This window comes from Arthrobacter sp. U41 (assembly GCF_007679325.1).
In the GTDB taxonomy this organism is placed as follows: Bacteria; Actinomycetota; Actinomycetes; order Actinomycetales; family Micrococcaceae; genus Arthrobacter.
On sequence record NZ_VEGI01000003.1, the window covers coordinates 82,625 to 106,003 of the forward strand.

Here is a 23,379-nt window from a genome sequence, read left to right on the forward strand (position 1 = left end):
CGGCGCGCCGGTCCTAAACCGCCGCGCAGGGCGGAAACCGCAGCGAAAACCCCTCCCGCCGGGGCGTGCGCGGGCGTACCGTATGGCCATGGAGACGACCGGATGCGTGGTGGTCGGCGGCGGCCCGGCCGGGATGATGCTGGGGCTGCTGCTGGCCCGTGCCGGCGTGCAGGTGACGGTACTGGAGAAGCACGCCGATTTCTTCCGTGATTTCCGCGGCGACACCGTCCACGCCTCGACCGTCAGGCTGATCGATGAACTGGGCCTCGGCGAGGAGTTCCGCCGGCTTCCGCAAAGCCGGCTCACCAACGTCGCCTTCCCGGTCCCGGGCGGGCGGCCGGTGGTGATGGGCAACTTCGAGTCGCTGCCGCCGCCGTACAACTACGTCGCGCTGATGCCGCAGTGGGACTTCCTGAACTTCCTTGCCGACGCCGCCTCCGCAGAGCCGTCCTTCACGCTGCGGATGAGTTCCACCGCCACAGCGCTGGTCCGGAACGGCGGCCGGGTGACCGGGGTCCGCTACCGCGCCGCGGACGGAACGGAGAGCGAACTCAGGGCCGATCTTGTGGTCGCCACCGACGGGCGGCATTCCACCTTGCGCCGCGCGGCCGGGCTTGCGCCGAAGGAGTACCGGGTGCCGTTCGACACCTGGTGGTTCCGGCTGCCGCGCTATCCCTCCGAGCAGGGTGCCGTGGCAGGAATCGTTCCCGCGTTTGGCCGGGGCGAGGCTCTGCTGGGACTCAACCGCACCGACTACTACCAGATGGGATACCTCGCGCCGAAAGGCATCGACGCCCGGATCCGCGCCGAAGGGATTGAACGCTTCCGGCAGCGGATCGCGGCCCTTCGCCCCGACCTGGCCGACCGTGTGGACGCCATCTCTTCCCTGGCGGACCTGCATTGGCTCGACGTGCGCCTGGACCGGCTGCGCCACTGGCACATCAACGGACTGCTCTGCATTGGGGACGCCGCCCATGCGATGTCCCCGGCCGGCGGGGTAGGGATCAACCTGGCCATCCAGGACGCCGTGGCCGCCGCGGACGGATTGGCCCCGGCGCTGCTCCGCGGCACGGTGTCGCGCTCGGATCTCGCGCGGGTCGAACGACGGCGGCGGATGCCCACCGTCGTCGTGCAGACCGTCCAGCGGGTCATGCACCGCGTCCTGTTCGAGCCAATCATGACCGGAAAACGGGCCGGGGCGCCGGGCGTCCTGTTGTTCCTGGCCCGGCACATCCCTGCCGCCGGAAGGGTGGTGCCGCGGTTCGTTGCCTTCGGACCACGGCCCGAACACGCGCCCGCCTTCGCCCGGCGCGCCCCGCAGCGTTCATAGCCGTTCGGAACACGGACAAGGAGCCGATCATGGGGCAACTGGTGGTCCAGGAATTCGTCACGGCTGACGGGTTCGCGGCCAACACCAACAACGAATTCACCGCCTACGAGATGCTCGAAGGCGGCACCGCCGAGTTCGACCGCAGCCAGCTCGCCTGGCTCGAGACCGTCGACGCTATGGTGCTCGGGGCAGCCACCTACCGCATGTTCGCGGAGTTCTGGCCGACCCCGGCCGCCAGCGGGGAGATCATCGCCCCGGCGCTGAACGGCCTCCGCCGCTTCGTGTTCTCTCGCACCCTTAGGAACGCGCCGTGGGGCAACCTGCCCGCGGCTACCGTTGAATCCGGCGATGCGGTCGAGGCGATCCGCCGGATCAAGCTCGACGTCGAGGGCACCATTGTGCTGTGGGGAAGCCTGACCCTGAGCGAGGCGTTCTTCGCGGCCGGCGAAGTGGACGCCGTGCGGCTGGTCGTTATGCCGGTCGCGATCGGCGCGGGGCGGGGTGTTTTCCCGCCCGGCCGGGAACCTGCCCTGCTGAGCCTTCGCAGCGCCAAGACCTACGACGCCGGGCTGGTCGAGCTTGAGTACGCGATCGGCGCAGGGCATACCGGGGTGTAGCAACCGGTGTTCAGCCGTGGGCGGCGAGGTAGCCGATCAACCCCTTGACCGTGGCCACTTCCGGGTAGTCGCGTTCCGGAATGTCGACGCCGGTGGCCGTATCGATCGTTTCGACCAGCCGGAGGAAGTCCAGCGAGTCGAGCTCCAGGTCCTGCCGCAGCCGGGCGTCCTCGTCCACCTCGGCCAGCTCGACGTCCGGCGCCACTTTGCCGATCGCGGCCCGCACCGCGTCCCGGGCGTCCTGTTCGTTCATGGTTCCTCCTGGTTCACAGTTCCTCCGGCTTCTGCAGCAGCTCGTCGATCCGGGTCAGGTAGCGGCCGCCGCGAAGCCCGTCGCTGACACGGTGGTCGGCGGAAAGGGTGGCGGTAACGGCCGGCCGGACGCCCAGCAGCCCGTTCTGTGCCCACGGTTGCTCCGTGACCCGGCCGAAGCCGAGCATCGCGACCTGCGGGGGATAGATCACGCCGAACACACTCTCCACGCCCAGGTCCCCGAGGTTGGTCACGGTGATGGTGGGATCCGCCATTTCGGCGCGCTGCAGCCGCCCGGCCCGGGCCCGGCTGACAAGGTCCCGCAGCTGCTCCATCAGCATGTCCACGGCCAGGGTGTCCGCGTCGTGGATGGCGGGCGCCACGATTCCGCCCTGCCGCAGGGCCACGGCGACGCCGAGATGCACGGACGCGCTGGGCCGGAACCCGCCGTCGTCGTAAAAGCCGTTGACCTCCGGCACGTCTTTGGCCGCGAGCGCCGCGGCCTTGAGCAGCAGCGCCGAGGGGACCAGCCGGGACGCCACCGGCCGCTGCGCGTTGACGGACTGCATCCATTCGACGGCGGCGCGCAGGTCCAGGGTGGTGCTCAGGTAGTAGTGGGGGATGGTCTTCTTTGACCGTGACATGAGGGCGCCGACCGCGCGTCGCAGGCTGGCGACGCGCTCGCGGGCGTCCGGGCTCTTCCCCGGTGGCGGCGCTTCGGGCTCCTGTTCCTGCGGGGGAGCGGACCCGGCGGGAGCCCCGGCTTCCGCCCGGCTGCCCGCGGCGTGCTGCACGTCCGCCACTGTCACGGCACCCTCCGGGCCCGTGCCGCTGACACCGGACAGCTCGACGCCGAGCTCCGCGGCGAGCCGACGGGCCCGCGGGGAGGACCGCACGCGTCCGGCGGACGGCCTCGCCGCCACTGCATGCTCCACGTCCGCCCGCGTGACGGCGCCGCCTTTACCGGTGCCGTGGATCCTGGCCGTATCAACCCCGAGCCGGTGGGCCAGATGCCGCACCGGAGGGGCGATGGGTGGCGCCTCCCCGGGAGAGGCCTGCACTGCGGTGGCCCGGACCGGGGCCGCCGCGGCAACAGACGGCTCGGCGGCAGCCGCCGGCGATGCAGCAACAGATGGCGCCGGGGCAACAGATGGCGCGGGGGCAACCGGCTGGGCCGGGGCCCCCACCTCAGCCGGGGTCGGGGTGATCCGGGCCAGCGGGGTTCCGATCGGTACTGTTTCGCCGGGGTCCACCAGCAGCTCGGCCACCACTCCCTCCTGGAAGGACTCCACATCCATCACTGTCTTGTCCGTGTCCACCACCGCCACGAGATCGCCGCGGCGGACATAGTCGCCGGGCTTGACCAGCCACTCGACGATTTTGCCGTGCTCCATGTCGGCCCCGAGCGATGGCATCAGGAAATCACCCACCGGCGCTGACCGCCTGCCTGGACGCCGTGATGATCCTGTCCACAGACGGCAGGGCCGCCAGCTCCATATGCTTCGAATAGGGGATGGGCACCTCGGCGCTGCAGACCCGGCCCACCGGAGCATCCAGGTCATAGAACGCGTTCTCGGTGATCCGGGCGCTGATTTCGGCGGAAATGCTCCCGCTGCGCCACCCTTCGTCCACCACCACGGCACGGTGGGTCCTGCGGACGGAGGCGAGGATGGAGGCCTCGTCCAGCGGACGGAGCGTGCGCAGGTCCAGCACCTCGGCGTCGATGCCCTCGGCCGCGAGTTGCCCTGCGGCGTCCAGCACGGCGGGAAGCGTGCCGCCGTAGGTGATCAGCGTGATGTCGGCGCCGGGTCGCCGGACAGCAGCCGTGTCGATGTCCACGGGGCCGGCGTCGTCGTCGAGCTCCCCGGTCACGTTGTAGAGCGAGCCGTGTTCGAAGATCAGCACCGGATCCGGGTCCTGAAGCGCGGGCCACACCATCCCGCGGGCGTCGGCCAGAGTTGCCGGGGCCAGGATGCGCAGCCCGGGGATGTGCGCGAACCAGCCCTCCAAGCTGTGCGAGTGCTGGGCGCCGAGCTGGCGCCCGGCGCCGGTGGTCATCCGGATCACGATGGGCACATTGAACTGCCCGCCGGACATGTGCAGCAGGCTCGCCGCGTTGTTCACGATCTGGTCCAGGGCCAGCAGGCTGAAATTGACGGTCATGATCTCCACGATGGGTCGCATCCCGCCCAGGGCCGCGCCGATGCCGGCGCCGACGAAGCCGGACTCGGAGAGCGGAGTGTCGCGGATGCGCTCCGGGCCGAACTCCTCCAGCAGGCCCAGGCTCACGGCGAAGGACCCGCCGTAGGCCCCGACGTCCTCGCCCATCAGGAAGACCCGTTCGTCGCGGATCATGGCGTCGCGGATCCCGGCGCGGAGCGCCTCGCGGTAGCTGGACTTCATGGCGCGCTCCGCTCGCTGTAGACGAAGCGGGTCAGGTCCTCCACGGGTTCGAGGGTCCCGGCTTCGGCGAACTCGACGGCGGCGCTGACCTCCGCGTCGGCCTCGGCCTGCAGCTGGTCCCACTCCTGGGCGGAGAGCTGGCCGGCGGCCTCCATGGTGGCGCGCAGCAGGGTGATGGGGTCGCGTTCGAGCCACTGGGCCACTTCGGCTTTGTCGCGGTACCGTTCCGGGTCGAACATCGAGTGCGCCCGGAACCGGTAGGTGCGCAGCTCCAGGAAGTGCGGTCCGCCGCCGGCGCGCACTGCCTCGACGGCGCGGCGCGCGGCGTCCTCGACGGCGAGGACGTCCATGCCGTCCACGGCCCACGCCGCGATTTCGTAGCTGGCGGCCTTGAGCGCCATGTCCGTCTGGGATTCCGAGCGGCCCAGCGCGGTGCCCATCGCGTACAGGTTGTTTTCGCAGCAGAACAGCACGGGGAGCTGCCAGAGCGCGGCGAGATTGAGGCTCTCGTGGAATTCGCCTTCCGCGACGGCGCCTTCGCCGAAGAAGCACACGGTGGCGCGGGAGCGGCCGCTCATCTTGTCGGCGAGCGCCATGCCGACGGCGAGCGGCAGCCCGCCGGCGACGATCGCGTTGCCTCCGTAGAAGCGTGTGGCGGCGTCGAAGAGATGCATCGATCCGCCGCGGCCCCGGCAGCAGCCCTCGACGTGGCCGTACATCTCGGCGAGGATCGCCCCGGCGGGAACCCCGCGGAGCAGGGCATGGCCGTGCTCCCGGTAGGTCGCGAGGATGGCGTCCTCCGGTTCCAGCGATTCCAGGACGCCGGCCGCGACGGCTTCCTCACCGATGTAGACATGCAGGAAGCCTCGGATCTTGGCGGCGCTGTAGAGCTCGACGCACTTCTCCTCAAGCCTCCGGACACGCAGCATCTGCAGCAGCAGATGCCGGCCGTGGGCCGGGTCCAGCGCGCGGGGCGGAGGCTCGAGCGGCCCGGTCATGCCCGTGCCTCCGGGCGTGTATCAGGTCCTGGATCCTGCTCTGCGGGTCCGGATGTCCGGGATCCGGGGGCGGGGGCTTCCCGCGTCCCCGCCGGCGTCTCGATCGTGGAGGTGTCGCCCTCCGGAAGGCCCAGCTCGCGGGCTTTCAGCAGCCGACGAAGGATTTTCCCGCTGCGGGTCCGGGGGAGGGCCGCGGTGAAGTCCAGCAGCCGGGGCGCCACCGCCGCGCCGAGCCGCTTCCGGGCGAAGCCGATGATCTCCAGCTGCAGTTCCTCGGACGGCGCCCAGCCGGGCCGCAGCTCCACGAAGGCCTTGACCACTTCGCCGGCCACGGGGTCGGGGACGCCGATCACCCCGGCCTCGGCGACGGCGTCGTGCTCCATGAGGCAGCTTTCCACCTCGAACGGGCCGATCAGGTGTCCCGAGGACTTGATCACGTCGTCGCCGCGTCCGACGAACCAGTAGTACCCGTCGGCGTCACGCCTGGCGAGGTCGCCGGTGAGGTACCAGCCGCCCGCGAAGCAGCGGCGGTAGCGCTCCTCCTCGTGCAGGTAGCCGCGGAACATCGAGGGCCAGCCGGGCCGCAGGGCCAATTCGCCGACGGCGTCCGGTTCCGTGACGAGGACGGCCTCGCCGTCGCGGACGATGGGCCGGTCCTGGGCGTCCCGGGCCACGAGGCCCGCCGCGACGCCGGGCAGCGGCCGCCCCATCGACCCGGGCCGGATCTCCGTGGCGGCGTAGTTGGAGATCATGATGCCGCCGGTTTCGGTCTGCCACCAGTTGTCGTGCACGGGCTGGCCGAACGCCTCCTGCCCCCAGACGACCACCTCGGGGTTGAGCGGTTCACCGACGCTGGCGACGAAGCGCAGCGCGGACAGGTCATGGGCCCGGGCCCGGTCCGCCCCGGCCTTCATCAGCATCCGCAGCGCCGTGGGGGCGGTGTACCAGACGCTCACGTGCTGTTCGGCGAGGATCCGGTACCAGCGGTCCGGGTCCATCTCCTCCTCGTCCACAATGGTTGTCACCCCGTGGGTCAGCGGCGCGATCACCCCGTACGAGGTTCCCGTGACCCAGCCGGGGTCGGCCGTGCACCAGTAGATGTCCTCCGGGTGCAGGTCCAGGGCGGTGGTGCCGGTCGCGTGGTGGGCGGTGACGGCGTCGTGCACGTGGATGGCGCCTTTCGGGGTCCCGGTGGTGCCGGACGTGAAATGCAGCAAGGCCATGTCCTCGGCCTGCGTCGCGGCGATCCCGCCGTCCGCCGGTGCCGCGCGCATCAGCGCGGTGAGATCCAGGGTGCCCGGCTCCGGGCGGCCGTCGGCGTCGGTCAGCAGGACGTACCGGAGCTCCGGCAGCGAATCGCGGAGCTGGGCGATTTTCCTGCGGTACAGCGCCCGGGTGGTGACCAGCGCCCGGCCGGATCCCAGCTGCAGCCGCTGGCGGACGGGTTCGGGGCCGAAGGCGGAAAACAGGGGGCAGAAGACGCTGGCGTTCTTGAGGGTGCCCAGCACGGCCACGTAGAGGGCCGGTCCGCGCCCGGTCAGCGAAAAGACGCGCTCGCCCCGCCCGACCCCCAGGCTCCGGAGCACCCCGGCAAAGCGGTTGGTCTGCTCGGCGAGGCCGGCGAAGGTGAGGGAGTGGCTGCTGCCGTCGGCCCGGACGAACCGCAGGGCCTCGTGCCGCGCGAGCCCGCCGGCGGCGTGCCGGTCCACCGCTTCGTAGGCGATGTTGACGCCGCGGCCCCCGGGCAGCCCGGACAGTCCGTGGCGGGCCTCATCCCAGGAAAACGCCGCACACGCCGCGTCGTAGTCCACCAGGTTAGGCCGGACCCGGAAGCTGCCGGGGTCTTTGGGGATGGCGGGCCAGCGGGTGGAAGAATCCGTTCCTGCCGTCATGGTTCCATCGGACTCCTGCCCGGCGTGGGTGCCTAGAGGAAAAAGGCCCGGCGGAGAAAGGCCCGGCGCATCCGTCCCCGGGCCGTCCGGAGCCGGCCCGACATCTAACGGGCCGGCTGGAAGTCCTGAACCGCCCAGCCACTAAACTGGGTCCCATGACTGCCAACAGTGCCCCTGCAGCTGACACCGCTGCCGCCCGTGCCCGCTTGCTTGAACTGATCAAGGAGCTGGCCGTTGTCCGCGGCAAGGTCATCCTCTCCAGCGGCGCCGAAGCCGACTACTACATCGACCTGCGCCGGATCACGCTGCACCATGAGGCGTCCAGGCTGGTCGGCCAGGTCATGCTTTCGTTGCTGGACGACGCCGGGATCGACTTTGAGTGCGCCGGGGGACTCACCATGGGCGCCGACCCGGTCGGCACCGCCGTGATGCATTCCGCCGTCGACGCCGGACGCGCCGTGGACGCCTTCGTGGTCCGCAAAGCCCAGAAATCGTACGGCATGGGCCGGCAGGTGGAAGGCCCTTCCGTTGACGGCCGCAAGGTGCTGGTGCTGGAAGACACGTCCACCACCGGCGGCTCCGCGCTGACCGCCGTCGAAGGAGTCCGCAAGGCGGGCGGCAACGTTGTCGCCGTTGCCGTCATTGTGGACCGCGACACCGGGGCCAAGGAAAAGATCGAGGCCGAGGCCGGCGTTCCCTACCTCTTCGCCTTCGGAAAGGACGAACTCGGCCTCAGCTGAGCGGCTCTGCCAGGCAGTTCTTCCCTCAGCGGACGCGTGTAGACGGTCGATTGGGTGTGTTTTATCATTCTGTAATATCCCTTTGAACACCCCGGAGACCACGCGCCATGCTCCATCCCGAAGAAGTCCTCGGAAGTGAACCCCTCAGCACCGTCGATCAAATCCAGAACCTCATCCTGGACAGCACCGACTTCGAGGACTTCCTCAATGAACTCGCCCGTTTCTCCGCACACCAGGTCGCGGGCACCGGGGACGACGCCCTGTGCGGAATCACGCTGCTGCGCGACCGCAAGGCCGCGACCATCGGCTGGAGCAGCGATTCCGCCCGCGAGGTGGACGAGATCCAATACCGGCTGGCCCAGGGGCCGTGCCTGACGGCGGCGCAGGAGGAGCGGGAGGTCTACGTCCCGGACCTGTTCGAGGAAGACCGATGGGGCCCCGACTACGCCACCGCCGTGGCCTCGCACGGACTGCGCTCGGTGCTCTCCGTGCCGTTCCACCTGCAGGGCGAAGCCCAGGCTGCCCTTAACCTCTATTCGGATGTGCCGCACAAGTTCGACGGCGACGTTGCCGCCCGCGCGCGCGACTACACGCGGCAGATCTCGCAGGCGCTGCGCATGGCCGTGCGCTTTTCGCTGCACACGGACAGCGCCACGAATCTCCGCGCAACACTCGAATCCCGCACCGTGATCGACATGGCCATCGGGATCGTGATGGCCCAGAACCGCTGCAGCCAGGAGACGGCCGTCAGGATCCTCACCGATGCCTCCAGCAACGGCAACGTCAAGCTCCGTGACATCGCCACCTCCCTGGTCCATTCGGTGGGCGGCACTGCGTCCCGTACCCACTTCGAGGAACCAGGGCGGCAGGAGGCCGGCTGAACCGGTAGGGGAATATGACTTGTGTGCACCGCCGCTGGCCTATACGCTGATTGAGGTTGAGCCGTCGGCCATAGATTCCTTCTTTTTGGAGTACCTATGGACAACTCTCTTAACGCCCAGCCCACCCTAGACATCGCGTCGGACATCGTCCGGATCGACGTCCGGGGGAGCCTCACGCAACAGTCCCGCCCCGTCCTCATGCAGCTGATCCAGCGCGTCCGGCGGATGGGCATCACCTCGCACATCCGGGTGAACCTCGGCCGCGCTGTCCTGGTGGAGTCTGCGGCTCTCGCAGGTCTCCGGAACGACCTCAACGCGATTGATGGTGCGGCTGCCCTGGTCGAAACAGCCGGTGCGCTGCCCAGCTCCGCAGGTGTCTCACTTGAACTGAATCCCTTCCGGGAAGCCCCCAGCGCCGCCGTGCGCCCGCTGGACCTCTCCGCAGACTTCTCCGCGTCCATCGACGCCACGGGAACCCGGCCGTTGAATGTCTACTCCGACGACGAACTGCTGGCCGCCAGCGACTCTGTGTTCGGGATGATGGACAACCCCGCCGATATGGCCCGGACTCAGCTCCTGGCGACCTACGACGAAATCGGCCTGGAAATCAGCCGGCGCGAAGGCGGCCTGGAAACTGTCCGCCGCGAGGTGGGCCCCTACCCTGTCATGCGCGAACTCGACCGCGACATCAGCGTTGCCGTGGCCGGCCGGGAGCCGGAGACCGTCTAGGGACAACCCGCCGCCGGCGCCCGTTTCGGATCCGGCTACCCCGGTGACTACGGTAGAGATGTGCCGTATGAGCCGGAAGTTGAGGGTGTGGACGGGGACGGCGATGCCGACGCCCGGGTGCTTCGGCACGCCGCCGAACTCAAGAGATTTTCCCGGCGAAGTTTGCTGATCGGCGCGGGGTCCGCCTCGGTGCTGGCCGCCGATATGTTGTTTACCCGGCGGGTGCAGGCCGAGCGGCGGGTCCACAGGATCCTCACCGTGCCGGACGAGACGGCGGAAAAGTACTTTCCCCGTGCCAGCTGGTTCCTCTTCCCCGGCTACAAGACAAGCTGGGAGGAAGCGCTGTGGATCCTGAGTACCCTGCGCGGAACCCTGAACAAGCGGGGCAAGCTGGCCGCCGTCGGCTACTCCAACACGGGCCTGGACATCGATGAGATCGTGATCGCGGTGGTGGAGCACGCCCGGGCCAACCAGCTGGACACGTTCTACTTCTACGGCCACAGCTTCGGCGGTATGGTGGCCACCCAGGTCGCCGCGCGGCTCCGGGAGCTGCACGGCATTGAGGTGGCGTTCATCCTGCTGGATTCCAGTCCGTATAGCAAGTACGACGTGCTGGACCAGAGCTGGTTTGAGGGCGTGGTGTTTCTCTACGAGAGCGGCTTCCGGTTCCCGACGGTGGTGCGCGGCGGCTACGAACTCGGCGAACGGATGCTGCACAAAAATGAGCGCAGCTGGGCGCAGGTGGTGGACCAGACCCTGGAGCAGCTCTCACCGATTGCGCCGTCCAGCGTCCTGATCCAGTCCCAGTCCGCCTACATCTACCACTTTGATGCCACCCGATTCGTGGGAAAGCTCGGAGGGACGCGGATGGCCTTTATTGGCAACCCCCGCGACCGGACCGTGGATTATGAGACTGCCCGCGACTCCTGGTCCCTGACCTTCAAGGACAACATGGCCTCGGACTCGCAACGGACCGACGGCGCCCGGCCGGCGCACGCCAGCCCGGGCTGGAACCCGTTCGTCTACCGGCCGGTCATCGAGGGGCTGCAGGACGAACTCTTCCCGCTTCCCTCGGGCGGGGGCAGGAAGATCGCCTTCTAAAGCGGTGTCCTAGATCTGGTTCTTCAGGTCCGCGACGGAGTTGAGGATCTGGTTGGGCCGGAACGGGTAGGCGGCGATGTCGTCCTTGTGCGTGATGCCGCTGAGCACCAGCACCGTGTGCAGCCCGGCCTCCATCCCGGCGATGATGTCGGTGTCCATCCGGTCACCGATCATAGCGGTGGTTTCCGAATGCGCGTCGATCTGGTTCATGGCCGAGCGGAACATCATCGGGTTCGGCTTACCCACAATGTAGGGCTCCCGGCCGGTCGCCTTCGTGATCAGCGCGGCGATCGCCCCGGTAGCGGGCATCGGCCCGTCCTTGGAGGGGCCGGTGGCGTCCGGGTTGGTGGCGATGAACCGCGCGCCGCCCAGGATCAGCCGGATGGCCATGGTGATGGCCTCGAAGGAGTAGGTGCGGGTTTCGCCGAGCACCACAAAGTCCGGGTCCTGGTCGGTGAGGATAAAGCCGGCCTCGTGCAGCGCCGTCGTGAGTCCCGCCTCGCCGATCGTGTAGGCGCGGTTGCCGGAATCCGAGCCGCGCACCTGGTCCTTGAGGAACTGGGCGGTGGCCAGGGCCGAGGTCCAGATGTTCTCCTCGGGGATTTCCAGGCCCGAACTCTTCAACCGTGCCGCGAGGTCCCGGGGAGTGAAGATGGAATTGTTGGTCAGGACGAGGAAGCGCCTGGAGGTGTCCACCCAGCGCTGGATGAGTTCGGCGGCGCCGGGGATGGGCTGGTTTTCGTGGACCAGGACCCCGTCCATGTCGGTCAGCCAGCACTCAATCTCTTGGCCGCTGCGGTACACCGACTTTGATGAACGCACGTGATCCGAATCGTCCCTGTGGTCTGACTGCTGCTCCGTCATGCTGTCCTCCGCCGTTAATGTGCCGATGCCAGACCCAGTCTAATGTTGAGTCGTGACTGAACCCGAGATCCCCAGCGAAACCCTTTCCGGCAGCTTGACCGCAAGAGAGGGCGAGCCGGAGCCGGAGGCAGAGCCCAAGGCGGAGGTCGGCGTCGGCCCCTGGGAAGGCGAACTGCCGGACGGTGCGCACTGGGACCCGGATCTCCTGGCGGACGGGGACCGCCGCAACGTGGTGGACAAGTACCGCTACTGGAAGCACGAGGCGATCGTCGCGGACCTGGACGCCAAGCGGCACAATTTCCACATCGCGATCGAAAACTGGCAGCACGACATGAACATCGGCACTGTCGTGCGCAGCGCCAACGCGTTTCTGGCCAAGGAAGTGCACATCATCGGACGACGCCGGTGGAACCGCCGCGGGGCCATGGTCACCGACCGGTACCAGCACGTCCGCCACCACCCCACCGTTGCGGATTTTGTGGCTTGGGCGCAGGGGGAGGGGCTGGCGATCATCGGAATCGATATCTTCCCGGATTCCGTCCCGCTGGAGACCTACGAACTGCCCAAGGACTGTGTGCTGGTGTTCGGGCAGGAGGGCCCCGGCCTTTCCCCCGAGGTCCACGAAGTGGCAGTGGATACGTTGTCGATCGAGCAGTTCGGCTCCACCCGCTCCATCAACGCCGCCTCGGCCGCGGCCATCGCCATGCACGCCTGGATCCGCCGGCACGTGTTCAACCAGCTCCCGGGGTAGGCGCACCCGATATTGCAGCGGGCGCCGGGCCCGGGCCGGGGCGAGTATTACAGGCCGGAGTGACCGGAAACACTGCCCCGGCGCAGGAATGGCTAGGATGGTTCCTAGCCGACGAGGTTCACTCCAGGGTCAACCCAGCCCGCAGATGAAATTCACTTTAGGAGTCAGCATGCCCATTGCAACCCCAGAGATCTACTCCGAGATGATCGACCGCGCTAAGACGGGCGGTTTCGCGTTCCCCGCCGTTAACGTCACCTCCTCCCAGACCCTCAACGCAGCCCTCCGCGGCTTCGCCGAGGCCGAGTCCGACGGCATCGTCCAGGTCTCCACCGGCGGTGCCGCCTACTGGTCCGGCGCGTCCACCAAGGACATGGTGGCCGGTTCGCTCGGTTTTGCCGCGTTTGCCCGCGAAGTCGCAAAGAACTACGGCGTCAACATCGCCCTGCACACCGACCACTGCCCCAAGGACAAGCTCGAGGGCTTCGTCCTGCCGCTGCTGGCAGCCTCCGAAGCCGAGGTCAAGGCCGGCCGCAACCCGCTCTTCAGCTCGCACATGTGGGACGGTTCCGCCGAGACCCTGGAGGAAAACCTGCGGATCGCCCGTGAGCTGCTGGAGCGCACCGCCGCCGCGAAGATGATCCTCGAGGTCGAGATCGGCACTGTCGGCGGCGAGGAAGACGGCGTCGAGAACGCCATCAACGACAAGCTTTACACCACCGTCGAGGACGCCTTGGCCACGATCGACGCGCTCGGCTCCGGCGAAAACGGCCGCTACATCACGGCGCTGACCTTCGGCAACGTGCACGGCGTCTACAAGCCCGGCGGCGTCAAGCTCCGCCCGGAAATCCTCAAGGACATCCAGGAGCAGGTGGGCGCCAAGATCGGCAAGGCCAACCCGTTCGACCTGGTCTTCCACGGCGGCTCCGGCTCCACCGAGAAGGAGATCGCCGACGCCGTGTCCTACGGCGTCATCAAGATGAACATCGACACCGACACCCAGTACGCCTACACGCGCCCGGTAGCGGACCACATGTTCCGCAACTACGACGGCGTGCTGAAGGTCGACGGCGAGGTAGGCAACAAGAAGCTCTACGATCCCCGTGTCTGGGGCGCATCCGCCGAGGCCGGCCTCGCGGCCCGCGTCGTTGAGGCTGCCCAGCAGCTCGGTTCCACCGGCAAGACGTTCTAGGCATGTCGGACGAGTTCCGCAAGAACCTGTTGGGCCCGGAGCCCACGCGCCTGCCTGCCGAGACCGAGATCTACGCAGCATTGGACGCCGGCCAGGAAGCGTTGGACCTGGTGGAAAAACACCCGACATCTTCGCTGCTCTGGGCCGTGCTGGCCGAGGAAGCCTGGAGCGAGGGCCGGACCATCGACTCCTACGCCTACTCCCGGGTCGGTTACCACCGAGGCCTGGATTCGCTGCGCCGCAACGGCTGGCGCGGCGTCGGGCCCATCCCGTGGGAGCACGAACCCAACCGCGGCTTCCTGCGCGCCCTGTACTCGCTGGGCCGCGCCTCCGCTGCGATCGGCGAGGCGGAGGAGCCGGAGCGTATCGAGAAGTTCCTCAAGGACTCCGATCCCGCGGCCAAGGCGGCCATCGAAGCCGAGAAGCGCTGACACCCAACGCGGGGTCACCTACGGTCCATCCCACGTCCTGGGATCGACCGGGAGTGACCCCGCGTTGATTGTTAAAAGTCCGACGGCGGGCGTCCACGAATGGTGGGCGCCGCCGTCCCATGGACGAAGGGCCCCACACCCAGAAAGTCAAAGACTCCCTCGCTGTGGAACCATCCGAAAACCAGCTGGTGACTGTTTTGCCCCACTACACGTGGATGGACAGGGACGAAAGCTTCGGCCGCGCATCCGGCGATGTGCCCATGCAGCTCTATCCTCGATGATGCAGTGAAGGCATGATTGAGGGGTCTACCGAAAGCAGGTCAGCTGATGCCGGACCGAGATTTAGTGCGTCAGATAGTTACCGCCGGAGCCATAGCCGGCGGTTTCCTGGTTGGTGTGAGCGGGGATTACGGGGACGGGTCGGCCAGCCCCAGCCTGGTCCTGCCGTCCGGGTATGCCTTCGCCATCTGGACGCCGATATATGCCGGCCTGTTTAGCCATGCCATCTACCAGGCGCTGCCGGCTCACCGCCGTGACCCGCTGTTGCGCCGGACCGGATGGGCGACCGCCTGCGCCGTGGGCATTTCAGGGTTCTGGGTATGGACCCAGGACATCCCCGGCCTCGAGCTGACACTCATTGCCGCAACGACGACGGCTGCCTTGACGGCGTATCTGCGCGCGAAGCCGCAGGGGGAAACCGAGGTCCGGTCGAGGCGCGATCGTTGGCTTGTGCGCGTGCCGCTGGCCCTCTTCGCCGGTTGGATAACTGTGGCCACGGTAGCCGGTGGGGGTGAGGCCCTCATCGCAGCGGGCTTTCCGGCCCCGTGGCCCGGAGTTGAGGCCTGGAGCACGGCGGCGCTGATCGGAGCCGGGGCGGTCGCTGGCAGCATCGCTTGGCGACGGCCAATTTCTTTCGCCTATGCCGCCGCCGTCAGCTGGGGTCTCGTCGCAGTCGCAGTCCGGGATCTCCCCGATCGTCCGGTACCTGGAGTAGCCGCGCTACTGGCTGGGGCAGCCGTTGCGGCCGCAGGTTTCGCTGGCGCGCGGAGACGTAGAAAGCTCACCGGCAAGAGCGAACGGAATGCCACGCCTCAGGTCCGCTGACCGCTCCGGGGTAAGGGTTTACCTCTGAGGACTGAGGCAACCCGCCGCGGGCGAACTCCCGACGGCCAGACAGCGCGCCGAGCCGGCACAATGACACCGCCGCCGAACCGGCGGCAAACCGCTTGGACCGGACCGGCACCCGGGTAAGGCGCAGGCGATCAGACAGGCACTCACAGGACCCGTGACTGAGGAGTTCCGGCGTAACCAATCCAGCGTCATCCCAGCGCCACGGTGGTCCTCGACCGGGAGGCGCCCGCCCTGCCGTAGACCTACACGCGCCCGCGAGAACCCCGAGCCGCCCATCTCGTCGGGTAACCCTGTCTGGCCGAGGCAGTCCTCCGACGAAAAGACTTTGGTAACCCGAGTTTCCTGACCGGCCCGCCCGCGGCAAGGCACGACACCACTTCCGTTAACCCGGACCGCCAAGAATCGCTGAGGGCAGCCGCGGCCCATCACATGATCGTTATCGGCGAGGTTCTCCACCCCTGCGAAAACCACTGAGTCCCGGCACCGAAACCCGTTTTGCACTGAACAGCACGCAATCAGCAAAGGAAAAGAGCATGCCCAAAACAACTCATAAAGCACTGGCCGCATCCCTGATGGCAGGGCTGCTGGCCGTTTCGGCCGGAACCGCGGCCCAAGCCCAGGCGCCCGGCGCCCTGAAGGACGCTGCTCCGTGTCTCAACGCGCCGGCCACGCCTGTGATCACGGGCGCGGCCTTCAACAACCCGGCAGCCGGCAGGGCTACCGGGGTAGTGGAACAGATCTGCAACCTCGTGAACCAGGCCGCGCCCGGCTCCAAGATCCAGATCGCCAATTTCGTAATCTCCGGCACAGCCGGCATGGATTTCGCCGACACCCTACTCGCCGCCCACAGCCGCGGCGTGGCCGTGCAGATAGTGATCGACGGATGGCAGATCGACAAGCCCGCCGCAGCCAAACTCATCAACGAACTCGGCGTCGACGAAACTGCCTCTTCATGGGTCCACGTCTGCAGCAACAAATCTCCCGAAGGCAACACCTCGTCCTGCATCGGCACCAAAGGCCAGCACAACAAGTTCTACCTGTTCTCCGAAACAGGAGGGGAGCAGGACGTCGTCGTGCAGTCCTCAGCGAACTTCACCGACGTCAACTCCAAAACCTACTGGAACAACGCCCTGACCATCACCGACAACCACAAACTCTACGAAGGCTACGCCGGGTACTTCAACGACCTCGTCGCCGAGATCCAGCAGCCGGACTACTACCGGACCGTCACCGCCGGGATGCGCGGCGGAAAGGTGACGGCGCACTTCTTCCCGAGCGCCACGGTGGATCCGATCGTCGATCGGCTCTCCCAGCTCGGCTGCAAAAACACCGGAAACACCGAGATCCGGATCGGCATGTCCGAATGGGACGAAACCAGGGACGGCATCGCAGACCGACTCGTGGAGATGGCCCAGGCCGGCTGCACTGTACGCATTGTGCACGGTCCGATGGCAGAGCCCATCCTGCAGCGGTTCACCGCGCAGCCCGGTATCGAGCTCCGCGAGCTGGACTCCAGCGCACTGCCCGGCCGGATCCATTCCAAGTACCTGATCGTGGAAAACGCCACCGGAAAGAATTCCGGTCGCAACTTGGTCATGACCGGCAGCCACAACTACAACGCAACCTCCCTGCACCGCAACGACGAAGCCATCGTCGAAACCTCAGACCGCGACGTCTACCTGCAGTACCGCGACAACTTCGAAGAAATGTGGACCGTCGCACAGTAAGAACCGGCTCACCGGGTTAAGGCCAGCGGGGACGGCCGCTACTCGGGGCCGGGACGCCGGCGGCGGGATGCCGGACAAGCCCGGACCTTTGCGGGCTTGCTGTGCCCGCGCGAGGGCGCCGGGGACAGACGCCCTCGCCCTCGTCCGCGTCGGTGTTGGTTACGTCGATGCCGTAACGGCTCTGCACCTGCTCGATGATCTGCTCGGATGCCTGGGCTGCTTCGGGGTCACCTACGGCCCATCCCACGCTTGGAATGGACCGATAGTGACCCCGCGTTGCTTGTTAAAGTCCGACGGCGGGCGTCCACCGAAAGGTGGGCGCCCGCCGTCGTGCATTGGCTAGGGTGCAGGTGGGTGGGCCCACGCCTGCCGGGTTCCCTGGCCGAGCTTGCGAGGCTAGGGTGCAGGTGGGTGGGCCCACGCCTGCCGGGTTCCCTGGCCGAGCTTGCGAGGCTAGGGTGCAGGTGGGGACTAGCTGGTTTTGGCCAGGCCCGTGCGGGCCATGGCGTCCGCGTAGACGGTGCCCATTTCCTCGAGGTACTGCTCCTGGCGGGCCGGGGTGCCGGCGAAGGCGCGGCCGCTGAGTGAGCGGACCTTGTAGGTCTTGAGGCCGCGGCGCCAGATCATGGGCACCTCGGTCTTGAGGAGCAGGTTCGCGAGTCGGTTGGCTTCGGTGCCGTGCGCCACGATCACCGAGGCGCGGGGCACCAGGGCGAGGAATTTCAGCAGCGGCTTCAGGCCGGCGGAAATCTGGTCCGGCGTGAACTTCCCGTTGGGCTCACCCGGGACGTACCACGGGTGGACGTTCCAGGGCATCACGTATTCGGGGCGCAGGCCCAGCTTCCACTGGACGCCGAGCAGGCGGGTGGCGGCTTCGTCGTCGCCGGCAGTGATGAAACCTGATTCGTCCTCGGTTCCGATGTTGGAGAAGAGGCTGATGATCCGGCACTCGTCGACGTCGTGCATCGGGTCCACGTAGGGGACATTCGTGCCAGCTTTGGTTGCCTGCAGCGTGTCGCACAGCTCGTTGACGGCTGCGACGCTAGGTTCGTAGCGGCGGCTCAGTAGCTGTTCGCGGGAATTTTCAGTGGCCAAGGCTGTCATATGTTGCTGATTCTCCTGCGGGATTGGTAAAGCTGCCAGACCGTACTCGGGCACGCCGAACACCGGGCACGCCAAGTACGGTGTGGTTTGAAAATGTGGTGTGGACCGATTCCTGGTCGGTCCTTATTAGTCTATCAAGCCCTGCGAAATGTCGCGGCTGCCGGAGGCCCGGGACCGCGGCCTGTGCAGACAATCACAGTTTCTGCCGGGAAAGCCCGCCGGGAAGTCCATTGGATGGTCAAATGAGCCGCCGCCACCGCTATCGGCTAAACTTGGGTGGTAAGAGCCCCGGACTCTGGCGTTGATGGTACAGATCGTAGCGGTACTGAGCACAGCGGTAGATTCGGGGCATTCTCATGAACGGCGCTGAGCTCCGGGGACCACCCCGGTGAACCACTCGGATTTCAGCCCGAACGAATGGGGGAGGATCCCATGCCAGCAATCGTGATCGTCGGCGCCCAATGGGGCGACGAAGGCAAAGGTAAAGCCACTGACCTGCTTGGTGGCCGAGTCGACTACGTCGTCAAGCCCAACGGCGGCAACAATGCCGGGCACACCGTCGTCGTAGGCGGTGAGAAGTATGAGCTCAAGCTCCTTCCGGCCGGCATCCTGAGCCCCAACGCGGTTCCAATCATCGGCAACGGCTGCGTGGTGAACCTGGAGGCCCTGTTCCAGGAGATCGACGGCCTGGAAGCCCGCGGCGCCGACACCTCCAAGCTGCGCGTCTCCGCCAACGCACACCTCGTCGCGCCATACCACCAGGTCCTGGACAAGGTCACCGAACGGTTCCTTGGCTCCCGCGCCATCGGCACCACCGGCCGCGGCATCGGCCCCGCCTACATGGACAAAGTGGCGCGGCTCGGGATCCGTGTGCAGGACGTCTTTGACGCCTCCATCCTGCGCCAGAAGGTCGAAGGATCGCTGCGCCAGAAGAACGAACTCCTGGTCAAGGTCTACAACCGCCGCGACATCGAGGTGGACGAGATCGTGGAGTACTTCCTGTCCTTCGCCGAACGCCTCCGCCCGCTGGTCATCGACAGCACCTATGTCCTGAACACCGCCCTGGACGAGGGCAAGGTGGTCCTCATGGAGGGCGGCCAGGCCACGTTCCTGGACGTCGACCACGGCACCTACCCGTTCGTGACCTCCTCGAACCCCACCGCCGGCGGCGCCTCCGTGGGCTCGGGCATCGGCCCCACCCGCATCTCGCGCTCCATCGGCATCATCAAGGCCTACACCACCCGCGTCGGCGCAGGTCCGTTCCCCACGGAACTGTTCGACGATATGGGGATGTACCTGCAGAAGACGGGCGGCGAGTTCGGCGTCAACACCGGCCGGCCGCGCCGCTGCGGCTGGTACGACGCCGTCCTGGCCCGCCACGCCTCCCGCGTCAACGGCTTCACGGACTACTTCGTCACCAAACTGGACGTGCTCACCGGCATCGAGCAGATCCCGGTCTGCGTGGCCTACGACGTCGACGGCGTCCGGCACGACGAAATGCCGATGACCCAGACCGAGTTCCACCACGCCAAGCCGATCTTCGAATACTTCGAAGGCTGGACCGAGGACATCACCGGCGCCCGCACCCTGGACGACCTCCCGGAGAACGCCAAGAACTACGTGCTGGCCCTCGAGAAGCTCTCCGGAACACGCTTCTCGGCCATCGGCGTCGGTCCGGACCGCGACCAGACCATCGTGATCAACGATTTGATCAACGACTAATACTGACGCTTTAACTGACGCACGACGGCGGCGGGTCACCTCACAGGTGGCCCGCCGCCGTCGCGTTCCCGGCCGCCACCTGCTGCGTGCCGAGGCTCGAGGCCAGGTCACAGGGGGCGACGATTGTTGCCTTGCACTGCAATCTATTGCAGTTTGGAGGTCTCAGGTGATCCGAGCAAAGGACAGATGATGGCCATCACCGATTTCGAGCGCTACCCCCTGATGTTTGGACCCAGCCCCATCCACCCGCTGCCACGGCTCAGCGCGCATCTGGGCGGGGCGCAGATCTGGGCCAAGCGGGAGGACGTCAACAGCGGCCTCGCGTTTGGTGGCAACAAGACCCGCAAGCTCGAGTATTTCGTGCCGGATGCCTTGGCGCAGGGCGCGGATACCCTCGTCTCCATTGGCGGCTACCAGTCCAACCACACCCGCCAGGTGGCGGCGGTGGCGGCGAAACTCGGACTCAAGGCCCGCCTGGTCCAGGAGAACTGGGTCGACTGGCCCGATCCGCTCTCTGACCGTGTGGGCAACATCCTGCTCTCCCGCATCATGGGGGCCGACGTCCGGCTGGACAGCGCGGGCTTTGACATCGGCATCCGCAGCAGCTGGGAAAACGCCATTGAAGAGGTCAAGGCCGCGGGCGGCACGCCGTACGCGATCCCGGCCGGCGGGTCCGACCACCGGCTGGGCGGGCTGGGCTTCGCCAACTGGGCCTACGAGGTGCAGCAGCAGGAGCGGGAGCTCGGCATCTTCTTCGACACCATCATCGTCTGCACCGTCACGGGATCCACCCACGCCGGGATGATCGCGGGTTTCGCCGGCCAGGACAAACCGCGCCGCGTCATCGGCATCGATGCCTCGGCGACCCTGCAGAAAACCCGAGACCAGGTGGAACGCATTGCGCGGAACACCGCCGAGCTGATCGGCCTGGGGCGGGAGCTCCGCGAGGACGAAATCAATGTCATGGAGGGCTGGGCCGGTGACCTCTACGGAATTCCCGTCGATTCCACCCTGGAAGCCATCCGCCTCGGCGCCTCGCTCGAAGCGATGATCACGGACCCCGTCTACGAGGGCAAGTCCCTCGCCGGGCTGATCGACCTCGTCAAGAGCCGGGAGATTCCGGCCGGCAGCAACGTCCTGTACGCCCACCTGGGCGGCCAGATCGCCCTCAACGCGTACAGTGGGCTCTTCCGTTCCTGACAGCGCATCGGGTGGGGCGGCGGCCTTGGCGGGTGCCGCCGCCGCCGTCGTGCGGCTGCCCGGAAAGCGCTGGAAAAAACTTTCGATCGGGGCGTAACCTTTTGCGGCCCTCCAGCGATTACTCATTTGTAAGCGCCGCCGGAGCCTGGACCCCCCACCAAGTGCCCGGCCGGCCTTCCACTGTAAGTGCGGCCGGCGTCCGCCCCCATCGGGCGCCGGCCAGCCTTCCACCGAATGCGCGGGCTGTTGACTGCCCCCATCAGGCAACAGCCGGCCTTCACACCAACAAAGGATGTACGTTTTTTATGAAGAGTGTTAGCAAGACCACCAAGATTGCTGTCGGCGCCGCGATTCTCGCTATCGGAGGATTCTCCGGCGTCGGCCTGGCCAACGCGGCCCAGGTTTCGAACACCCAGCAGGCTGAAGTGACCCCCGCTACGCCCGCCGTCCCGGCTGTCCCCGCGGTCCCGGCGACTCCTGACCTTCCCGCCACCCCGGCTGTCCCGGCTGTCCCCGCGGTTCCGGCCGTTCCGGCGTCCCCGTCCGTTGACGGCTCCGCCAAGGGCGACGCCAGCGTCGAGGACGCCGAAGGCTCTGCAGAGGGCTCCGTGTCCGCTGACAAGGACGGCGCCTCCGTCGAGGGTGCAGCCAACGCGAAGGGCGCGGCCACGGCCAAGGCCAACGCCGGCGTAACCGTTGCTGTACCGGCTGTACCGGGCGCCAAGGGTGTGCCGGCTGTCCCGGCCGTTCCTGCTGTCCCGGCCGTTCCGACCCTGCCGTCGGACGAGCTGCCTGAGCTCAACAAGTAGGCACCAACGCCTCTTTGGAGGCACCGGGGGTGCGGCCGCTAGACTTGCCGGGCCGCACCCCCCAGCAGTAACCGGAAGGACAGCCCCTTGGCAGAACAGCTAAGCGATGACGAATTGTCAGCAGCCTTAGCTGGCGAGCCATCAGGATTTAGCGCTGTCTACACGGTCATCTCACCCGCGGTGCTCGGCTACTTCCGGGCCCGCGGCGTGGACGACGCCGAGGCGCTCACCCAGGACGTCTTCGTCGATGTCCTGCCGAAGCTGGCCAAGGTCACCGGCGGCTACAGCGGCCTCCGGACCTTCATTTTCTCCATCGCCCACGCCAGGCTGGTCGACCACAACCGGCGCGCAGAGCGTACGCCCTACCTGGCCGAATACGATCCCCGGGACGATACCCGGTACGCCGCCTCCGCCGAGGAGGAGGCCCTGGGGTCCCTGGGCGGAATTGCGGATACCCTCTCCCAACTCAACGACGAGCAACGGGAAGTCCTGGTCCTGCGGATCGTCGCGGACCTCTCCATCGAACAGGTGGCCGGCATCATGGACAAGACGCCGGGGGCCATCAAACAGCTTCAACGACGCGGGCTCAGCGCCCTGCGCGAACTCGTCACTGAAAAGGACCACGCAGCATCATGACCGGAACACGCGAACCCCAGCAGGATGGCAGCATCCACGCGATGCTCCGCGATTCCGGACTCGAATCATCCACCGAGCTCCGCAGCTCGCTGGAGGAGCTCCGTTCCCTGGTCCCGGACCGGGCCCCCGCGCCCCGCGCAGACCTCGCCGCGCTGCTGGCCGCCGGGGCCCCCGGAATTGGCGCCGCCGGTTCGCCCGCAGCCGCGGCAGTTCCCACGACGGCGACGACGGCGTTGCCCCTTGTCGCGTCCGCACCGGAACCCACCGACGAGGCCCTGCCGGCCGGGGTTTCGAGCCTCGCCGAGCGCCGCGGCCTGAAGCGCAGGCTGGCAATAGTCGGCGGCGCCGTGGTGGGTGCCATGACCCTCGGCGCAGGCGCAGTGGCGGCTTCCAGTGAAGACTTCCGCCAAAGTGTCAACCACACTGTGGGCGTCATCTTCCAGCCTTCCGGCGAGACGCCTGACGTGGCGCCGAAGCCGGCCAAGCCGGCGCCGACGGACCTTCCGGCGGCCCCTGCGCCCTCGAATGCGGCGGGCAGCACCGCGCAGCCGACGCCAGATGAGATTCCGGAAGCTCCCGGATCCGCGCCCGCCCGTCCTTCGAAGCCCGCTGCCACCCCGCCCGCCGTTGGCCGCGGCGGAGTCCTTCCGACGCCGCCGCGCCGTCCGGTCACTCCGGGTGTGCCCGGTCTCCCCGGCCGGGGCGAGGGCCGGGTCCTTCCCGTGAAACCGCTTCCGGAGCCGACCCTTCCCGTCGAGCTTCCCACGCTCCCTGCCAGCTAATACGTCAGCGCCCGTCCGGTTCGCCGGTAGCGCGCGGTCGCCGATACGTCGGCGACCCCGCGCGTTTCCCGCGAATGGGCCGCGAATGGG

Annotated in this window: 22 protein-coding genes; 15 read left to right on the plus strand and 7 right to left on the minus strand. The window is 67.6% G+C overall.

From position 1 onward, the window contains the following. Positions 1-88 precede the first annotated feature (88 nt). The gene (locus FS787_RS11715; RefSeq protein ID WP_144672607.1) at positions 89-1,330 is read left to right on the plus strand and encodes an FAD-dependent oxidoreductase; all 1,242 of its coding nucleotides are present in this window, start codon (positions 89-91) and stop codon (positions 1,328-1,330) included. Between the two features lie 29 nt (positions 1,331-1,359). Next, entirely contained in the window at positions 1,360-1,947 is a 588-nt protein-coding gene (locus FS787_RS11720; RefSeq protein ID WP_144672608.1) for a dihydrofolate reductase family protein, read from the plus strand. Between the two features lie 10 nt (positions 1,948-1,957). Here the strand turns inward: FS787_RS11720 and FS787_RS11725 are convergent, their stop codons facing one another. The 5 genes from FS787_RS11725 to acsA are packed head-to-tail and all read right to left on the minus strand — an operon-like array spanning position 1,958 to position 7,492. Continuing rightward, the gene (locus FS787_RS11725) at positions 1,958-2,200 is read right to left on the minus strand and encodes an acyl carrier protein (protein WP_056427728.1); all 243 of its coding nucleotides are present in this window, start codon (positions 2,198-2,200) and stop codon (positions 1,958-1,960) included. A gap of 13 nt (positions 2,201-2,213) precedes the next feature. Continuing rightward, positions 2,214-3,614: a dihydrolipoamide acetyltransferase family protein gene (locus tag FS787_RS11730; protein ID WP_260982522.1), complete on the minus strand. Its 1,401-nt coding sequence runs from the start codon at positions 3,612-3,614 to the stop codon at positions 2,214-2,216. A gap of 7 nt (positions 3,615-3,621) precedes the next feature. Continuing rightward, a complete protein-coding gene (locus FS787_RS11735) occupies positions 3,622-4,602 on the minus strand; it encodes an alpha-ketoacid dehydrogenase subunit beta (protein WP_144672610.1) in 981 nt (326 codons plus the stop codon). Then, positions 4,599-5,600, minus strand: coding sequence for a pyruvate dehydrogenase (acetyl-transferring) E1 component subunit alpha (gene pdhA, locus FS787_RS11740; protein WP_144672611.1), 1,002 nt, complete (start codon positions 5,598-5,600; stop codon positions 4,599-4,601). The genes FS787_RS11735 and pdhA overlap by 4 nt, the downstream gene beginning before the upstream one ends. Next, positions 5,597-7,492, minus strand: a complete 1,896-nt coding sequence (acsA, locus tag FS787_RS11745; RefSeq protein WP_144672612.1) for an acetate--CoA ligase — start codon at positions 7,490-7,492, stop codon at positions 5,597-5,599. Before acsA ends, pdhA begins: the two co-directional genes overlap by 4 nt. A 155-nt stretch (positions 7,493-7,647) precedes the next feature. Here acsA and pyrE point away from each other — a divergent pair, with 155 nt between their 5' ends. The 4 genes from pyrE (at position 7,648) to FS787_RS11765 (ending at position 10,943) form a co-directional block, all read left to right on the plus strand. Next, a complete protein-coding gene (gene pyrE, locus FS787_RS11750; protein WP_144672613.1) occupies positions 7,648-8,232 on the plus strand; it encodes an orotate phosphoribosyltransferase in 585 nt (194 codons plus the stop codon). 107 nt (positions 8,233-8,339) lie between these two features. Further along, on the plus strand, positions 8,340-9,113 hold the full coding sequence (locus FS787_RS11755; protein ID WP_144672614.1) for a GAF and ANTAR domain-containing protein: 774 nt from the start codon (positions 8,340-8,342) through the stop codon (positions 9,111-9,113). 96 nt (positions 9,114-9,209) lie between these two features. Continuing rightward, the gene (locus FS787_RS11760) at positions 9,210-9,842 is read left to right on the plus strand and encodes a hypothetical protein (protein ID WP_186329177.1); all 633 of its coding nucleotides are present in this window, start codon (positions 9,210-9,212) and stop codon (positions 9,840-9,842) included. Between the two features lie 60 nt (positions 9,843-9,902). Then, positions 9,903-10,943 carry an alpha/beta fold hydrolase gene (locus FS787_RS11765; RefSeq protein ID WP_144672615.1) on the plus strand — a complete coding sequence of 347 codons (1,041 nt, stop codon included), beginning with the start codon at positions 9,903-9,905 and terminating at the stop codon, positions 10,941-10,943. Between the two features lie 9 nt (positions 10,944-10,952). Here FS787_RS11765 and FS787_RS11770 read toward each other — a convergent pair whose 3' ends face one another. Next, entirely contained in the window at positions 10,953-11,807 is an 855-nt protein-coding gene (locus tag FS787_RS11770) for an HAD-IIA family hydrolase (protein WP_144672616.1), read from the minus strand. A 94-nt stretch (positions 11,808-11,901) separates the two neighbouring features. On the opposite strand from FS787_RS11770, the gene FS787_RS11775 reads away from it, so the two are divergent. The 4 genes from FS787_RS11775 to FS787_RS11790 all read left to right on the plus strand — a co-directional run bounded on the left by FS787_RS11775 (position 11,902) and on the right by FS787_RS11790 (position 17,036). Next, positions 11,902-12,558 (plus strand): TrmH family RNA methyltransferase, encoded by a 657-nt coding sequence (locus tag FS787_RS11775; protein WP_144672802.1) that lies wholly within the window; start codon positions 11,902-11,904, stop codon positions 12,556-12,558. A gap of 169 nt (positions 12,559-12,727) precedes the next feature. Then, positions 12,728-13,747: a class II fructose-bisphosphate aldolase gene (gene fbaA / locus FS787_RS11780; RefSeq protein ID WP_144672617.1), complete on the plus strand. Its 1,020-nt coding sequence runs from the start codon at positions 12,728-12,730 to the stop codon at positions 13,745-13,747. 2 nt (positions 13,748-13,749) lie between these two features. Next, positions 13,750-14,178 (plus strand): DUF3151 domain-containing protein, encoded by a 429-nt coding sequence (locus tag FS787_RS11785; RefSeq protein ID WP_144672618.1) that lies wholly within the window; start codon positions 13,750-13,752, stop codon positions 14,176-14,178. Positions 14,179-15,842: 1,664 nt separating this feature from the next. Continuing rightward, positions 15,843-17,036 carry a phosphatidylserine/phosphatidylglycerophosphate/cardiolipin synthase family protein gene (locus FS787_RS11790; protein ID WP_222124070.1) on the plus strand — a complete coding sequence of 398 codons (1,194 nt, stop codon included), beginning with the start codon at positions 15,843-15,845 and terminating at the stop codon, positions 17,034-17,036. A gap of 471 nt (positions 17,037-17,507) precedes the next feature. On the opposite strand, the gene FS787_RS11795 is transcribed toward FS787_RS11790, so the two are convergent. Then, on the minus strand, positions 17,508-18,140 hold the full coding sequence (locus tag FS787_RS11795) for a uracil-DNA glycosylase (protein WP_144672619.1): 633 nt from the start codon (positions 18,138-18,140) through the stop codon (positions 17,508-17,510). Positions 18,141-18,572: 432 nt separating this feature from the next. Between FS787_RS11795 and FS787_RS11800 the strand changes: the two genes are divergently transcribed. The 5 genes from FS787_RS11800 (at position 18,573) to FS787_RS11825 (ending at position 23,289) form a co-directional block, all read left to right on the plus strand. After that, positions 18,573-19,862, plus strand: coding sequence for an adenylosuccinate synthase (locus FS787_RS11800; RefSeq protein ID WP_069952569.1), 1,290 nt, complete (start codon positions 18,573-18,575; stop codon positions 19,860-19,862). Positions 19,863-20,051: 189 nt separating this feature from the next. Continuing rightward, positions 20,052-21,062 carry a 1-aminocyclopropane-1-carboxylate deaminase gene (locus tag FS787_RS11805; RefSeq protein ID WP_144672620.1) on the plus strand — a complete coding sequence of 337 codons (1,011 nt, stop codon included), beginning with the start codon at positions 20,052-20,054 and terminating at the stop codon, positions 21,060-21,062. 305 nt (positions 21,063-21,367) lie between these two features. After that, complete coding sequence (locus tag FS787_RS17990) at positions 21,368-21,871, plus strand: hypothetical protein (RefSeq protein WP_186329178.1); 504 nt, start codon at positions 21,368-21,370, stop codon at positions 21,869-21,871. Positions 21,872-21,958: 87 nt separating this feature from the next. Then, positions 21,959-22,507 carry an RNA polymerase sigma factor gene (locus FS787_RS11820; RefSeq protein WP_144672622.1) on the plus strand — a complete coding sequence of 183 codons (549 nt, stop codon included), beginning with the start codon at positions 21,959-21,961 and terminating at the stop codon, positions 22,505-22,507. Beyond that, the gene (locus FS787_RS11825; RefSeq protein WP_144672623.1) at positions 22,504-23,289 is read left to right on the plus strand and encodes a hypothetical protein; all 786 of its coding nucleotides are present in this window, start codon (positions 22,504-22,506) and stop codon (positions 23,287-23,289) included. Before FS787_RS11820 ends, FS787_RS11825 begins: the two co-directional genes overlap by 4 nt. The last annotated feature ends 90 nt before the right edge of the window (positions 23,290-23,379 follow it).